At 63.1% G+C, this 15,826-nt stretch carries 13 protein-coding genes; 6 read left to right on the forward strand and 7 right to left on the reverse strand.

Features of this window, described 5'->3' with window-relative positions; translation table 11 throughout:
• Positions 1-6 precede the first annotated feature (6 nt).
• From BTO32_RS07355 to BTO32_RS07365, 3 genes are all read left to right on the forward strand, one after another.
• A complete protein-coding gene (locus BTO32_RS07355; protein WP_245820295.1) occupies positions 7-837 on the forward strand; it encodes an ABC transporter ATP-binding protein in 831 nt (276 codons plus the stop codon).
• A gap of 3 nt (positions 838-840) precedes the next feature.
• A complete protein-coding gene (locus tag BTO32_RS07360) occupies positions 841-2,178 on the forward strand; it encodes an NtaA/DmoA family FMN-dependent monooxygenase (RefSeq protein WP_076723978.1) in 1,338 nt (445 codons plus the stop codon).
• A 114-nt stretch (positions 2,179-2,292) separates the two neighbouring features.
• The gene (locus tag BTO32_RS07365) at positions 2,293-4,368 is read left to right on the forward strand and encodes a TonB-dependent receptor (protein ID WP_084206801.1); all 2,076 of its coding nucleotides are present in this window, start codon (positions 2,293-2,295) and stop codon (positions 4,366-4,368) included.
• A 10-nt stretch (positions 4,369-4,378) separates the two neighbouring features.
• Here the strand turns inward: BTO32_RS07365 and BTO32_RS07370 are convergent, their stop codons facing one another.
• Positions 4,379-5,020 carry a DUF1826 domain-containing protein gene (locus BTO32_RS07370; protein WP_139339037.1) on the reverse strand — a complete coding sequence of 214 codons (642 nt, stop codon included), beginning with the start codon at positions 5,018-5,020 and terminating at the stop codon, positions 4,379-4,381.
• 159 nt (positions 5,021-5,179) lie between these two features.
• Between BTO32_RS07370 and dksA the strand changes: the two genes are divergently transcribed.
• Positions 5,180-5,590: an RNA polymerase-binding protein DksA gene (gene dksA, locus BTO32_RS07375; RefSeq protein ID WP_076723980.1), complete on the forward strand. Its 411-nt coding sequence runs from the start codon at positions 5,180-5,182 to the stop codon at positions 5,588-5,590.
• A 14-nt stretch (positions 5,591-5,604) separates the two neighbouring features.
• Here dksA and BTO32_RS07380 read toward each other — a convergent pair whose 3' ends face one another.
• Positions 5,605-6,873 (reverse strand): tyrosine-type recombinase/integrase, encoded by a 1,269-nt coding sequence (locus BTO32_RS07380; RefSeq protein ID WP_076723981.1) that lies wholly within the window; start codon positions 6,871-6,873, stop codon positions 5,605-5,607.
• A gap of 711 nt (positions 6,874-7,584) precedes the next feature.
• On the opposite strand from BTO32_RS07380, the gene BTO32_RS07385 reads away from it, so the two are divergent.
• A complete protein-coding gene (locus BTO32_RS07385) occupies positions 7,585-9,495 on the forward strand; it encodes a pyruvate kinase (protein ID WP_342742304.1) in 1,911 nt (636 codons plus the stop codon).
• Here BTO32_RS07385 and BTO32_RS07390 read toward each other — a convergent pair.
• The 3 genes from BTO32_RS07390 to BTO32_RS07400 are packed head-to-tail and all read right to left on the reverse strand — an operon-like array spanning position 9,492 to position 11,199.
• Positions 9,492-10,076, reverse strand: coding sequence for an ATP-dependent zinc protease family protein (locus BTO32_RS07390; RefSeq protein WP_076723983.1), 585 nt, complete (start codon positions 10,074-10,076; stop codon positions 9,492-9,494). The genes BTO32_RS07385 and BTO32_RS07390 overlap by 4 nt on opposite strands.
• On the reverse strand, positions 10,076-10,648 hold the full coding sequence (locus BTO32_RS07395; RefSeq protein ID WP_076723984.1) for an acyl carrier protein phosphodiesterase: 573 nt from the start codon (positions 10,646-10,648) through the stop codon (positions 10,076-10,078). Before BTO32_RS07395 ends, BTO32_RS07390 begins: the two co-directional genes overlap by 1 nt.
• Positions 10,648-11,199 carry a porin family protein gene (locus BTO32_RS07400; protein ID WP_084206802.1) on the reverse strand — a complete coding sequence of 184 codons (552 nt, stop codon included), beginning with the start codon at positions 11,197-11,199 and terminating at the stop codon, positions 10,648-10,650. The genes BTO32_RS07395 and BTO32_RS07400 overlap by 1 nt, the downstream gene beginning before the upstream one ends.
• 242 nt (positions 11,200-11,441) lie before the next feature.
• On the opposite strand from BTO32_RS07400, the gene BTO32_RS07405 reads away from it, so the two are divergent.
• Complete coding sequence (locus BTO32_RS07405) at positions 11,442-12,854, forward strand: TrkH family potassium uptake protein (RefSeq protein WP_076724156.1); 1,413 nt, start codon at positions 11,442-11,444, stop codon at positions 12,852-12,854.
• 5 nt (positions 12,855-12,859) lie between these two features.
• On the opposite strand, the gene glgP is transcribed toward BTO32_RS07405, so the two are convergent.
• Both glgP and BTO32_RS07415 read right to left on the reverse strand, forming a co-directional pair.
• A complete protein-coding gene (gene glgP, locus BTO32_RS07410; protein WP_076723986.1) occupies positions 12,860-15,385 on the reverse strand; it encodes an alpha-glucan family phosphorylase in 2,526 nt (841 codons plus the stop codon).
• A 40-nt stretch (positions 15,386-15,425) separates the two neighbouring features.
• The gene (locus BTO32_RS07415) at positions 15,426-15,773 is read right to left on the reverse strand and encodes a PilZ domain-containing protein (RefSeq protein ID WP_076723987.1); all 348 of its coding nucleotides are present in this window, start codon (positions 15,771-15,773) and stop codon (positions 15,426-15,428) included.
• Between the last annotated feature and the right edge of the window lie 53 nt (positions 15,774-15,826).

Here is a 15,826-nt window from a genome sequence, read left to right on the forward strand (position 1 = left end):
ATGTTCTTGGAGGATCGCCATCCGGCCGTGCTGCGCGGAGAGTCGCTCTCGGTGTCCTATGAATCCCGGCGGGTGTTCAAGGGGCTCGACCTGTCCATTCCGGAGGGGCAGATCACCGTGATCGTTGGCCCCAATGCCTGCGGCAAGTCCTCGCTGCTGCGGACCCTGTCCCGGCTGTTGGTGCCGGAGCAGGGGCAGGTGTTGCTCCGGGACCGGGAGATCCACCGTTACGGTTCCCGTGAGGTGGCCCGCATCCTGGGTCTGCTGCCCCAGTCGTCCAGTGCCCCCGCCGGCATCTGTGTGGCCGACTTGGTGGCGCGGGGCCGATTTCCGCACCAGACCCTCCTGCGCCAGTGGACCGCCGCGGACGAGCAGGCGGTGGCCCAGGCCATGCAAGCCACCGGCGTGCATTCACTGGCCGACGCCACCCTGGAAGAGCTGTCCGGTGGCCAGCGCCAGCGGGTGTGGCTGGCCATGCTGCTGGCCCAGGAAACACCGGTCATGCTCCTGGACGAACCGACCACGTGGCTGGATATCTGCCACCAGCTGGAAGTGCTGGAACTGTGCCGGCGCCTGAACCGGGAGCAGGGCCGGACTCTGGTGATGGTCTTGCACGACCTGAATCAGGCGGCCCGTTACGCCGATTACCTGGTGGCGATGAAGGCCGGAGAGATTGTCGCCGCCGGCGCGCCCGAGCGGATTCTGACGGCGGAGCTGGTGGAACGGGTGTTCAGTATCCGCGCCAGGATCGAGACCGACCCGGTGACCGGCTGCCCATGGGTGCTGCCGATTGCCAGCGTCGGACGAATGGATGACGGACGCTTTCTGAAGGAGTGAACCATGCAGAAGAACAGGCAATTGTGCATCGGCTTGTCGCTGGCCACCACGTGGTTGGCGGGAAACGGTTGGCGTCGGCCGGACAGCCGCGCCGAGGAGATCTGCCTGACCGATTTCTACGTCGACTACGCCAAAAAAGCCGAGGCGGCCCGACTGGACTTCCTGTTCCGGCCGGATGCTTTGTTCCTGAAACCGGACATGCTCGATCAGTCGCCGGGATTGGCAGGCCTGGATCCGACGCTGTTGCTGGCCACGCTGGCCCGGGAAACTTCCCGTATCGGTCTGGTGACGACAGCCTCCACCACGTTCAACCATCCCTATCACGTTGCCCGAGCCCTGCAGTCGCTGCACTGGATCAGCCGGGGCCGGGCCGGTTGGAACATCGTGACCGCCCTGGATGGTCACGAGAATTTTGGCCTCGATGCGATGCCCGGGGCAGACGCCCGCTACGACCGGGCGATGGAATTCACCCAGGTGGTCTGCGACCTGTGGCGCAGTTATCCGAAGCAGGCGAGGGTGGTGGACCGCCAGTCCGGCCGCTATGTGGACCGTTCGCTGATCCAGCCGATTGATCATCAGGGGCCGTGTTTCCGGGTCAAGGGCCCGCTGAACATTCCCGAGACCGATTTCGGCCGTATTCCGTTTCTTCAGGCCGGCGCCTCGGACCGGGGGCGGGATTTCGCCGCCCGGGTCGCCGACGCGATTTTCGCGGCGACGCCGGACCCGGACGCCGGCCGCGAGCTGGTGTCGGACATTCGCCGACGGGTCCGGGGGCACGGCCGGGATCCGCACTCGGTCAAGGTGCTCCCCGGTCTCAACCTGTTCCTGGGGCGGACCCGGAGCGAGGCCCAGGCGCTGTACCGGGACACCCACGCACGGCAGAACCTCGAACGTAAATACGCCTACATTGAGGAAGCCCTGGGGGTGGATGTCCGGGGGATGGCTCCCGGCCAGCGCCTGATACCGGCTCTTCTCCCCGAGCCGGACCGGCCGGTGCGAAGCCGGACCCACGCCGCCCTGCTGCGCCGGTTGGTGATCCGGGAACAGCCGACCGTGGCCGAACTGCTGGACCGGCCGGAAGTCATCGGTTCGTCCCATTGGCTGGTGGTGGGCACGCCGGAGGATGCGGTCGACAGCATTCTGCAGCGCTTCAACACCGGGGCCGCCGACGGCTTTGTCGCCCTGCCCAGCGGTTCCGACGCATCCCTGCATCTGTTCCTCGATGAAGTGATACCCCGGCTGGTTGAGCTCGGCGTGTTCCGCACCGACTACTCCGGAACCACCTTCGCCGACCATCTGGGCATCCCTGCCGGGGAGACGCGGAGTAGGGCCGGTGTGTGACGTTTTCCAATACGGGTGGTTTTTTTACCGCCTTGGGTGGCGGCGCACCGAGCGAATGCGAGAAATTCTCACTCTCATTTTCTTGGGTTACGTTCGTTGACAGGAGATGCCTGCATGCCCTCAGTGTTTTCGCCCATACCAGGTCCGGCCGCCGCCAGGAAACCGGCGTATCTGCCCCTACTGGCGCTCGGCCTGGGGCTGGGTTCCGCCGCGGTTGCCCGGGCCGACGACGGCGGCTCCGTTTCCACCCTGTTGCCATCGATTACGGTCACCGGCGAAAAGGTCGAGCGGACCCTCTTCGAAACCGGTTCCAGTGTCGAGGTATATGACCAGGAACGCATCGAATCGACCCCTGGGGCGACCGAGCTTTCCGATCTGCTGAAGCTGAATCCGGCGGTGGTCGATGCCGGCGTCGGCAATCACATGCCGGCGGTTCGCGGAGTGGATGGCTCCGGCCCCTCCATCGGTGGCGTAGCCACCTTCGCAGGGGTTCGTCCGCGCCTGAACGTGTCCTTGGATGGCCGTTCGCTCAGCTACAGCGAGATCGCCTTTGGGCCCCGTTCACTCTGGGACATTCGCCAGGTGGAGACCTACGTGGGCCCGCAGAGCCATATCCAGGGTCGCAACGCCATTGCCGGCGCGGTGGTCATGGAAAGCAACGCGCCCAGCTTCGAATGGGAAGGGGCAGTGAAGGGCGGAATCGGCAACCAGGGCTACCGGCAAACCGCCGCCATGGTGTCCGGCCCGGTGCTGGAGGACGAGTTGGCCTTCCGGCTCGCCGTGGACCGGCAGCGGCGCGAGAGTTATGTCGACCTGGCCACCTACGATCCGGTGGGGGATGCCCGGGACGTGGAGGTGACCACCACCCGTTTCCGGTTGCAGTACGAACCCGGGGCACTGCCAGACTTCAGTACCGGAATCACCCTGAGCGACATGGAAACCCAGGGGCCCCAGGGTGAGTACGAGCTGTCCGATCCACCCTCCAGCCAGGCCAACGAATACCGTCCGGTTTACACCACCGATGCCACCAGCGGCAGCTGGGACGTGGACTGGCAGCTGTCGGACCAGCTCCGGTTCGAGAACAACGTCACCTACACCGACCTTGAGTACAAGCGTCAGACTCAGAACACGGTGGCGGACTTCACCTCCGAAGGTGACGAGTACCACCTGGAGCCGCTGCTGCATTTCGGCGGCCGGGGGAGCACGGTCAGCGGCTTGGTGGGCGTGCGCTACTACCAAGCCAGCGCCGACGAGGCGTACATCAATGCCTCCGGCAGCCAGCCGATGACCGACGACACCGAAACCCGATCCGCGTTCGGTGAAATGACCTATCCGCTGACCGACACCGTGGACCTGACACTGGGACTGCGCTATGAGTGGGAACGCCGGCAGCGTACGGCGGACGTACAGTTAAATCCGTCTCGGTCCGTCGATCTGGATTTCGACGAAACCTACACCGCCTTGTTGCCGCGCCTGGACCTGGCCTGGAAGCCTCACGCCGGCCAGACCCTGGGCTTCAAGGTGGCCAAAGGCTATAACGCCGGGGGCGCCGGCCTGACCATTACCAGTTTTGACCCCTATGAGTACGACCGGGAAACCGTCATCAGCTACGAAGTCTATACCCGGAACGAGCTGCTGGACGGTCAGCTGGAGCTGACCGCCAACCTGTTCTTCAACGATTACAGCGACATGCAGTTGCCTGAATACGTGGGGGCCAACGATATTGTCATCCGCAACGCCGACCGCGCCATCAGCTATGGTACCGAGCTGGGCTCGCGCTGGATGCCGGTCGAGGCGTTCACGGTGTTCGCCAATCTGTCTCTGCTCCGGACCGAAGTCCAAGACTTCGACAGCACCGCGATCGAGGGCAACGAGCTGCCCCGAGCGCCCGGTTACGCCGCTACGCTGGGTGCCGTTTACCAATGGCTGCCGAACCTGGAGCTGAGTGGCAACGTGCGTCACACCGACAGTTACTATTCCGATTACGACAACCTCGGGGTCGAGAAGATCGGTGCCTATACCGTGGCGGATGCCCAGCTGACCTACCGGTATGGCCCGGTGACCAGCAAAGTGTTCGTCAACAACCTGTTTGACACGGACGCCGACACGCTGATCTTCAACAGTTTGGTCGACAACCCGCTGAAGGTGCAGCCGCGGATGGTGGGCGCGTCCCTCGAATACCGGTTCTGAACATCGACGCTCAGTCCGAAAGCCAGTCCAGACCAACCATCAGGCGTGGCTCCGGGTTCAGGCAAGGGGAGCGGTGCACGATACCCCGGCCCTCGTTCCCGATCCACGCCTCGCCTTTCAGAAGAGCCACCGCACCGGCGGGAATGTGCTGGATGTCGCTTGCGTCCACCACCTGCTCCGGCAGTGGCCCACCGCTGCCGGAGCGTCTTACCCGGTGTTCCGGCAGCCATTCGGTGCCCGGGCCGGAGTAGGTGCACAACAGGCGTACCGGGACCCGGTCCGTATGGAAGCGGGGACACAGGGGCCGGTCGACCACGTGCAGCCGGACGCCGACCGCCTGGGGTTCAAACAGGCAGCAGAACATCTCCACCAGCTGATTGACGTCGTCCAGCCAGAGGTCTGCGCCCGCAAGTTCCCGTGCCCAGTCTGGCAGCAGGCCATCCACGGCTTCTCCCGGCACCACGCTGGCGAAGCGCTCGAAATGGCCCGCCTGTTCGATCAGTGCCTGGGTGAACGGGCGCCAGTGCGGGTTTTCCGGCCGGCGCCATACCGCCAAGTTCACCTCGTCCTGGAAAATGCGGGTCAGGGTTTCCGCGTGGGAGCCCTCGACGGTGACCGGGGGCTTTGTCACTTGCTGCAATGGTTCAGTCACAGGTCTTCTCCGAATGCCTGGCCGACAGTTATGTCAGGCGCGATGCCCTTGCTTAAACGTTATATTATAACATAACCTTTATGGCGACCCGGTGGCAACGTGGTCTGGAAGAGGGGAGACCTTGCCACTATTACGAAGTCTCATCCTGGAGGTGATGCGATGCTGACAAGGGAAGAGCTGTTGAACGCCCCGGAGTCGGAGTACATGAACGCGGACCAGCTCGCGTTTTTCAAGGCCCTGCTGGAACAGCTGCGCCAGGACACCATGGACAGCATCGAGGCGGCCAAGCAAACCCTGGCCAATCCGCCCGAACACAATGATGAGGCGGATCGCGCGGCATACGAGGAGGAGTCCCGAATGGCGCTGCGCATCGTAGATCGTGAACGCAAGCTTCTGCCCAAGATCGATGCCGCGTTGCGGCGGATCGCCACCGGTGAATTCGGCTACTGCCTGGAGTCCGGCGAGCCTATCGGCATACCCCGCCTCCTGGCCAGACCGACGGCGGAACTGTGCACCGAAGTGAAAGAACTCAGCGAGCGTCGGGAAAGTGTCTTCCGCGAGCGTGAGTGACGGGCCTGCCGCCGTCATACCTGACGGCGGCGTCCCTCGGTTCGTCTGCGGGCCTGTTCCGAGTTAACGTAGACGGACTCGGTGAATGTGGCGTTGGCATGGCCCAGCTCTTCACTGATGTGCCGGATATCGGCACCGGCCTCGATCGCCTGGCTGGCGCCGGTATGCCGGAGGTAGTGGGTTTCCGATCGGATGGCCAGCATCTGCTTGGCTTCGTCGGCGTAGCCCTCCCGTTCCATCCGCTCGGCGGTGGCCACCATGGCCTGCTCGTAAATTCGCTGGACCTGGCGTTTGCCGATGGCGTTGCCCTTACCGGACGGCAGGATCGGGGTGGACTCCCCGGGCACCGGCAACGGCGACGTCAGCCCGAGGTGGCGACGCCAGCGTTTCAGATAGGCGAGATAGGCGTCGGGCAGCGTGACCTGACGGGTTTTGTCGCCTTTGCCAAACACGGAGTAGACCCAGTAGGGTTCGCCGTCGACCACCGTGCGCCGGAAATCGCCGAAGGTCGGGGTCCGCATCTGGCCGCGGTCAACCGGACGGGGAGCCAGTTCGCTGACCCGGAGGAACAGGCTTTTCATGGTCACGATGACGAACAGATGCCGTTCGTATTTCGGATGGAGACTGGCCAGTTCGGTCAGGGTTTCCAGCAGAAACGACCATTGCCAGTCCGTCAGCCGCCGGACCTCCACGTCCCGGTTCTGGTTCAGGTTCGGTTTTGCCTTTCGGTCCCGTTTACGGACATCCAGTAACGGGTTCTTCGGCAGGTAGTCCCGGGCGACCAGGTATTTGAAAAACGTCTGCAGGGCCGTGCGGCTGGCATTCAGGCTGGCCTGGGTGACGGCATAGGGCGCCGCGCCATCCCTGGCGCGATGCGCCATGGGGCGCCAGTCCGGGTTTGATCGCCGTTGATCGTTCTGGCTGCGGAACGCCGGATAGATGCCGCTGGAGATCCACGAGGCCGGGGGCGTCTTTATAAAGGCGAAATAGCTGCTGACCAGTTCACTGTCCGCCTGGGGCAGGTGGCGCCGCGCGATCAGCCAGGTGTAATTCAGGAATCGCTGAATCTCGCTGCGAAAGCGGTTGTAGGTTCCCGATACGTCGCTGTATTTCTCCAGAAACCTGCGACTGGTCTCAAAGTCCTCGTGGGCGCTTTGGGGGTCGATCGGAAGCGTTGCCAAGGCCACCCGCAGGTCCGGGTACAGCTCAAGGTCTGACTGCTCATGAATCCGTTCGGCGGTATCGAACAGAGGAAAGCCGGGAAATCGGGTTCGGGCGTTCATCGGATGCGTCTTAAGGTCGATCTGGCGTTGAGATGGATGTCTGCCAGGGTATGCAAAATGTCCAATACTCCTAAATATTGGACGTCATGGATAGCCCCGTCAAATCAGCATCTTAACGGAACAACGGCGCGCTGTAATCCCACACCGGCGCCTTTATACCCGCAAACCGGCGAGACTTGGCGTTGTCGCCGGGACACGGACTCGCCGGCGCTGTTTCCCCGGATGTGATCACCCTGGCATGGTACGGACGTTACTGGATTCCAGGTTGGCACCCCTCAAGGCTCAAGGCGCTCGCGGGATGCGGGCCGTTCCGCTGTCGGGCTTCGGAGGATCGCTATTCCGGGGATCGCTATTCCGGCATGGCGAAACCGGGGGGTGTCTGGACGCGGGAGCCCAGGTTGCGGTTTCATGCCAGCCCCGTGAAACGCCGCGAACCGGTCAGAGGGTTGAAGGTCATCAGACCGACGGGGGTAAACGGAGAACGAAAACACAGAAAGGAAGCATAGAGTGGAAAGAACGCGTGGAATGAGAAGAATATGGACATTGACACACGGTGCCCTGACGCGGTCGTCTTGATCATCCAAAAGTGCGCATAATGTATATTATGTTAAATGATGTATGGGCGCCGTCATCCCCCTGCAACGAAACCATGGCCTACTGCAACAACCAGCCTTTCGTGAGTGAGCGGTTTCCGCTCGGGAGGCACGACGCGTGGGCAATGAATCAGAGGCAACGGCAGGCGCTGACCCGGTAACCAACCGTGACGCGATGGCGGCGCTGCTGCGGCAACTGCGGGAGCTCCGTGACCGGATGGTTGCCGCCGCCGATCAGGCGGGTGGCTGCCTGGATCAGGTCAGTCCCGCCTACCGCGCCAGCGCAGAAAACCTGGTGCACTACCTTTCTTTACGGCGACAGGACATTCGTCCGCTGCAGCGACGCCTGGCGGAACTCGGACTGTCGTCGCTCGGACGTGCCGAATCCTGTGTCCTGGCAAGTGTCGATGCGGTTGGCCATGCACTGGCGCGTTTGCTGGGCGAGCCGATTCCCGAATCCCACGGAATCGGGACGGCGCTTCCGGATGTCCAATCCGGCCAGCGATGGCTGGCCGAGCACACGGAAGCGCTTCTCGGCGCGGCGCCCGAGGAGCGGTCAGTCCGCATCATGGTCACCATGCCCAGCGAGGCGGCCACGGACCCTTCCCTGGTGCGGGCACTGTTGGCGGCGGGCATGAATGTGATGCGAATCAACTGTGCCCACGACGATCCGGGAGCTTGGTTGGCGATGATCCGGAACCTGCGCACCGCCGAGGCGGAACTGAAGCAGTCCTGCCGGGTGTTTATGGATCTGGGCGGACCGAAACTGCGTACCGGCCCCGTGGCAGCGGGTCCTGCGGTGATTCATATCCGACCGGAGCGGGATCCATACGGGCGCCCGGTGGCGCCGGCCAGGATCTGGCTGACCGCCCAGGACAATCCCAGGCCCGCGCCCTCACCTGAAGGCGTCACCCTGCCCGTGCCTGGCGACTGGCTGGAGTCCCTGGCTCCGAGGGATGTCATCACCATGCTGGATGCCCGGGGGGCCAACCGCAAGTGGTCGGTGGTGGCCAAGAATACAGAAGGCTGCTGGGCGGAAACGTTTAAAGCGTGTTACGTCGTGCCGGGCACGCCGCTGCGTCTTTCCAGAAAGAAAGGGCGTCGCAGCCAATGCACCGTGGGTGCCTTCGCTCCCCATCCCGGCGTCATTCTTCTGCGCCAGGGTGACTGCATTCGGGTCACCGCCGATCCGAAGCCCGGACAGCCCGCAAAAACACCCCCCCAGGGACGACGGCGGGAACCGGCCACCATCGCCTGTACCGAACCGAAGGTTGTTGGTCAGGTCAGGGCCGGTGAAACCATCTGGTTTGACGATGGCAAGATCGGGGGGACCATCGAGGCCGTCGAGCCGGGGGCCTTTCTGGTCCGAATCACCCATGCCCGGCCGGGGGGCGCCAAGTTGCGGGGCGGCAAGGGCATCAACCTGCCGGATACGGACCTGGTGCTGCCCTCACCCACGCCGGAAGACCTTGCGCAATTGCCTTTCATCGCCGAGCATGCGGACGCGGTGGAGATGTCATTCGTCAATTCGGTGGCGGATGTTCGCCGGATGGAAGCGCACCTGCGGGCGCTGTCGGTGGAAAAGCCCGCGATCGTTCTGAAGATTGAGACCCGTCGTGGTTTTGAAAACCTGCCGGCCATGTTGTTGGAGGCCATGCGCTGGCCCTGCTGTGGCGTCATGATTGCTCGGGGGGATCTCGCGGTGGAGTGCGGATTCGAGCGCTTGGCGGAGGTTCAAGAGGAGATTCTCTGGATCTGTGAAGCCGCCCATGTGCCGGTGATCTGGGCCACCCAGGTTCTGGAAAATCTGGCCCAGAAAGGGCTTCCGTCCCGGGCGGAAATCACCGACGCCGCCATGGGGCACCGTGCCGAGTGTGTCATGCTGAATAAGGGGCCGCACGTCCTGGAGGCCGTGTCGACGCTCGACAATATTCTGACCCGCATGCAGTCGCATCAGACCAAAAAGCGGGCCATGCTCCGGGAACTCCGGCTGGCCCATGTTGGCGCGGTTCCGGAGCGAACGGGCTAGCTGGCCGAGGTTTCCGCGAGCTGTTCCAGCGTCTTGTAGTCACACGCTTGGCGCGCGAGGAAACTGTCTTCGGAACTGACCAGAATGCTGTCGTCCCGCAGGAAACGCCGCCCCAGCAACACCGGATAGGCAAACTTGCCCCGGTCGGTCAGGGAAAACTGGGTTTCATGGCTGTGGCCGGCGATACAGAAGCGCATCTTGACCACGTGCCGTCGTTGCGAGGGCGCCCCCTTCCGCTTGATCAGCACGGTCCGGTAGACCGGCCGCTCGAACGTCAGCACCACATCCTCGTGCGCCACGGTACCTTCGCTGGGCTGATCCTCGTGGTCCCCAAGGGGCACCTGGAAGCGCACCCACTCCTGGCCGTCCCGAGTGAACGCCTCGATATTGACGGCGTGCAGCGATGAGGTCTTGGCACCGGTGTCCAGTCTGGCCTTGAGCCGGACGCCGGCTTCCTCCAGAACCACCCATTCGACAAACCCGAGGACTTCCGCCTCTGGTGACGCGGACCCGGCCTGGGCCTGCCCAGCCGTTCCCAGAAGCCCTAGGGAAATGATCAAAAAATAGTTAATAAACTGCATCAGAAATTTTCTGCACTCTTCTGTAAATCTGGAAAAAATTTAAGGAATCGATCTTCCAGCTCTTGCCGGTTCCGGAGAATTTCCTCAATGATCCCCTGAAAGCGGTTGGCAAAGCGGACGCGGCTGGCCACGCGGTCCAGGGCCTGGCCCACCTGCTCCAGATCCCGGTACGCTCTGAACCCGTCGTGGCACACTGTGCGCCGGGTCACCTCGACCATGCGGGGCGGCATCAGCGCTTCGTGCGCGCTCAGTTCACCGTAGAGTCGCAGGATGAACCGATCCGGGTCCTGATCACTGAAACGGTGCCAGTGACGCAGCAGGTAGTGATCGTAGAGCATGTCCAGGGCGACCCCGGCAAACCGGCGCCGCTCCCTGGAGAATACGGCCTTGCTGGCAAGGACTTCCGGGTGCCGGTCGGTGAACCGGTCGACCGCGAAATGGTGTCGGACACCCCGGCGCACGTTCTCCGGCAACGCCTCCACCCGCACCCCCCGGACGAAATCGCCCAGGATGCTGCCCACGCGGGCTTCGGGCGAATCCGGAGCGAGAAACGCGTGGGCAAGGTGGTTCATCAGAAGTTGACTTGCAGGCCGAGGCCAAGGCCATCCAGCGTCAGGCCGTCATCGTCGTAGTAGCGCATGTACTCAAGATTGCCGGAGAGGTTCTGCGCGAACTTCACATGGGCGCCGATGCCATAGGACAGGTCGGAATCATCATCCGACACCGATACCCCCCGGTACTTCGCTTCCGCTTCCACCCGGGTAAAGCCCACCACGGCGTAGGGAGTCACCGGGGACTCGTTGGCCAGATTGAGGGTCGCGTAGCCGCCGTAGAAGTTGTCGACAGACAGCTCCACGCCACGGACCTCGTCGTCGTCGACGCCAAAGCCGGCGCGCGCTTCGAAGCCCAGGAACGGCGTGGCCATAACGCCGACCTTGCCGGACAGGGTACCAAGGTCGGCGTCCAGACCGTCATCCTCCACATCCAGGAAGGTGTAGTTCAGGCCGGCATACAGGCCGCCGACACCGGATTTGTACATGTCCTGGGCCTGGGCGGCGCCGGCAAGGCACAGACCGGTGGCCAGGGTCACCAGGGCAAGGGGCATTCTTCTTGTTGCGTTCATGTGGGTTCTCCTTCTGAAAAGCAACGTCTCGGTACGCTGACATTAAGTACCATTGCCCTGACGCCGATGACCAGAGTCGGGATCCGGATTTGCACCGAATTTACCTCGATTTAATACCCGCTTAATCGTCCGGGCTGTCTTGCGGATGTCCTTACCCCTAGGTATTCTGACGCCTCTTTTGGATCAGCTGGCTAGAGCAGTCGTTGAGAAACCTTTACCCCGTTATCTTCATCGTCAGCGTCATGTTCATTCTGCTGAGCATCTTCATGACGCTGCCGGTCCATTTGCTTGCCTTTTCGGGAGCGCCCAATGCTATGGCGTTCGCGAAGTCGGCCGCCATCGTGTGCGGGCTGGGCATTCTGGGCATCCTGTGTACCTATCGACAGCCCCGGGATCTCAAGCCCCGGTTCATGTTCGTGCTGACGGTCTCCAGCTGGCTGATCGTCGCCCTGCTCTCCGCCCTGCCGTTTTACCTGAGCAACCACGGCATTTCGATGACCGATGCCTTCTTCGAATCCACCTCCGGCATCACCACCACCGGCGCCACGGTATTCAGCGGCCTGGACCAGATGGATCCCGACCTGCTGCTGTGGCGCTCCATCCTGCAATGGATGGGAGGGATTGGCATCATCGGCATGTTCGTCGCGGTACTGCCGTTTCTGCGGGTGGGCGGCATGCGGCTGTTTTCCACCGAGTCGTCGGAGTGGACTGACAAAGCGCTGCCGCGGATGAAGACATTGAGCCGGAGCCTGCTGTTTGTCTACGTGGTGCTGACGGCGTTCGGGGTGTTGATCTACTGGCTCTCCGGCATGACCCTGTTCGATGCTTTCAATCATAGCCTGACCAGCATCTCGACCGGAGGCTTCTCGACCTCCGACCAGTCGATGGGCAAGTTCAACGACCTGATCCTGCTCGAGTCGACGTTGATCATGATCCTGGGCAGCCTGCCGTTCTTTCTGTACGTGCGCGAGATTCACGGCCAGCATGGTGTGCTGTTCCGGGATCAGCAGGTACGCTTGTTCCTGGCCATCCTGTTCGTGGTGCCGGTGCTGATCACCCTGTATCGCTGGTGGGTATCGCCGATTCCGTTCAACCCGCTGCACAACTACGTGGCCACCCTGTTTAACGTGACGTCGGTGATCACCACCACCGGCTATGCCTCGGAAGATTATTCCACCTGGGGGCCGCTGGCGTTCGTGGTGTTCTTCTTCCTGATGTTCGTCGGGGGCTGCTCCGGCTCCACCGCCGGGGGCATGAAAATCTTCCGCTTCCAGTTGTCGCTGATCATCCTTCGGGAACAGTTGATGCGACTCCTGCACCCCCGGGCGGTGTTGAGCCGGAATTTCAACGGTCGTGCCGTCAGTGACGAGATCATCTCGTCCATGATCGCCTACACCTTTATCTTCCTGCTCAGCCTGCTGCTGATTACCGTGGCCCTGGCGGCGATGGAGCTGGACTTCATCACCGCCATCACCGGAGCGCTGACAGCGCTCACCAATGTGGGGCCCGGCCTGGGTGACATCATCGGCCCCGCCGACAACTTCGCGCCCCTGCCCGACGCCGCCAAATGGGTGCTGTCCATCGGTATGCTGATGGGGCGTCTCGAAGTGCTCAGCGTGGTGATCGTGCTGTCCCCGGCGTTCTGGCGCGGCTAACGGGGCTAGCGCATCCAGATCACCGAGGCATCCTCCAGCGGCAGAGTCAGTCGGTTGTCGCCCACCACGATCCTTGGCGTGTAGTGTCCCTTGGGTCGCGCCGGTACCCGGCACTGATAGACCCAGGTATGGCCGGACCCCGGCAGGGCTTCCTGAACGGCCATGGGCTGAACCAGCCGTGGCCCGAATTCCGAGGCCTCCGCCACCAGCTCCACCCGGATCATGCGCTCATCCAACCCGTCCAGGTATACGTCCACCGTCACCTGTTGCTCTCCGTCCAGCGTCTGCACCTCCATTCCGGTAAAGCGGATCCGGGGCCAGTGCCCGGCGATTTGCCGGGACTGCTCAACCAGCGCCTGAGCCACCGCTGCCGTCCGCTGCCGTCCGTTTTCGCTCATTGGCAGATAAAAGTCTTCGACATACTGCCGAACCATCCGGTTCGCGGAATAGGTTGCAGTGAGCGTGTTCATACTGGTGCGCACCCGGGCGAGCCAAGCCTCCGGCAGCCCGTCCGCGTTGACATCGTAAAACGCCGGAATGACCTCATTTTCCAGCAGCTCGAACAACTCCAGGGCATCGGAGGCGTCGTGGTCATTGGTATGACTCAGCTCCTCGAAGGTCGCGCCGGGGCGGATGGCCCAGCCCACTTCCGGACGCCAGGCCTCGGCCCACCAGCCGTCGAACTGTGAGACGTTGAGGCCGCCGTTCACCAACACTTTCATGCCGCTGGTGCCGCAGGCTTCCCAGGGATGCCTGGGCGTGTTCAGCCAGACATCGACGCCCTGCACCAGCTGATTGGCCACGCCCAGGTCGTAATCCTCGATGAACACCACCCGGCCCTCGACCTCCGGACGACGGGAAAACCGCTTCCAGCGCTGGATCAGCGCCTTACCGGTATGGTCGTGGGGGTGGGCCTTGCCCGCCAGGACGATCTGCACCGGCCGGTCCCGCTGGCTGAGCAGCCGCACCAAGCGAGCCTCGTCGCTCAACAGCAGGTCGGGACGTTTGTACTCGGTAAAGCGCCGGGCAAATCCCAGGGTCAGGGTCTCGCTGTCCAGCAGAAGGCCGCAGGCAGCCTGAGTATTGCCACCGGGATGGTGTGCACAGTGCTGGCTGGCCAAGCGTTGGCGGAGGTAGTGGATCAGGCGCCTGCGCTGCGCCAGGCGCATGTGCCACAGTGTCTGGTCGGAAACCTCCGCCAAGGGCTCCAGGGTTTCCATAGGGCGGCACCAGCGATCCTGGCCGCAGGCGCCGGTCCACAGTTCATCCGACTCCGGTGAGTCCCAAGACGGCGTGTGAACGCCGTTGGTGACATATTCCACCGGTATGTCTTGCCTTGGCCAGCGGGGGAAAAACGGTTGAAAGATGGTCTGGGAAACCTGTTGGTGAATCCGGCTCACGGCATTGACCCGGCCGCTCATGGCAAGGGCCAGACGGCCCATGTTGAGCAGTGGGTCGCCGGTAGCGTCCCGGTCGTCGTCGTGCACTCCCAGGGCCACCAGTTGCTCCACGGACAGGTCGCTCTGGGCCAGCCAGGGCGCCAGGTACAATTCCAGTTGACGCCTGGGAAAGCGGTCGAAGCCCGCGGCCACCGAGGTGTGGGTGGTGAACAGGTTGCTGACCCGGGTGGCCGAGCGGGCGGTCTCAAAATCCCGTTCGTTGTCCCGGCCCCAGGACAGCGCCCGCTCCACCAGGGCCAGCGCGCAGTGCCCCTCGTTGATGTGGCAGACGGCCGGGTCCCGCTTCAGTTTCCGTAACAGGCGCCAGCCACCGATCCCCAGCATCATTTCCTGCTGCAGGCGCTTTTCCGGGTCGCCGCTGTACAGTTCGCTGGTGATGCCCCGGTCACCGGGCTCGTTGCGGGGGTCGTTGCTGTCAAGCAGGAGCAGTTCGCAGCGGCCGACCTGGCCGATCCAGGCTCGCAGGCGCACATCGCGCCCTGGCAGCGGCACGGTGACACGCAGCCAGCCGTCATCTTCGTCCCGCAAGGGCGACAGCGGCAACATGGTGGGATCGTTATAGGGATAGAACTCCAGCTGCTCACCGTCTGCGCTGATGGCTTGGCGGAAGTACCCCTGCTGGTACAGCAGGCCCACCGCCGTGACCGGCACGCCCAGGTCGCTGGCGGCCTTGAGGTAGTCTCCGGCCAGCACGCCGAGCCCGCCGCTGTACAGCGGCAGCGATTCGCTCAGACCATACTCCATGCAGAAAAAGGCGACGCCCCGCTCCAGCTTGCCGGGGTGGGCTTCGGAGTACCAGGTTTCCGCACGGGTAAACGCCGCGTGGGCGGTCAGCTGGGCCTGAAGGCGTTGCAGAAAGTCCGGGTCGTGGCTCAGCATATCCAGACGTTCGCCGGAAACGCCGTTCAGAACCAGCCAGGCGTTGCGGGTACTGTTCCAGGTGTCTTCATCCAGGGCCTGCCACAGCCGGTCGCTGCCGTGATGCCAGCTCCAGCGAAGATCGAGAGCCAGGGTGAACAGCCCGCCAAGGGCCTCGGGGAGTCGTCTCGGCCGATAGGCGTATAGAGTCATAGATCCTCGTCTTCAGGTCACTGGCTTGGCTGGCTGTCCGTCAGGCCCGCCGTCGGAACGGTGGGTGAAACGACGCGGCGGCACTCTGATCCTGCAGCCACTGCAACAGCCGTGAAATGTCCAGGGCATCCTGCTCGGTGGTGTCGAAATCGACACCGAGTCCATCGGCCGCTTTGCGGACGATGTGGGCCTTCAACCGGCCTGCCCTTCCCGGATAGCATAGTTCAAGCTCGATCGACTGGTTCAGCGCGACATCGTCGTAATCGGTGGCGATGAAGGCACCGCGCCGCGAGGCGTTGATGATCTGCCCGCTGGCGACCGGCAGGCCGCGCTTGTACACGAGAATGGGAAGTTTGCCGAGAATGCGTGTGCTGAGCCGGTGTTCCATATCTGCCTCCCTGGACGCCAGGAACTTTTTGTTTGAACAGTTTTTATACAAAA

Source organism: Marinobacter lutaoensis (assembly GCF_001981305.1).
Taxonomy (GTDB): domain Bacteria; phylum Pseudomonadota; class Gammaproteobacteria; order Pseudomonadales; family Oleiphilaceae; genus Marinobacter; species Marinobacter lutaoensis.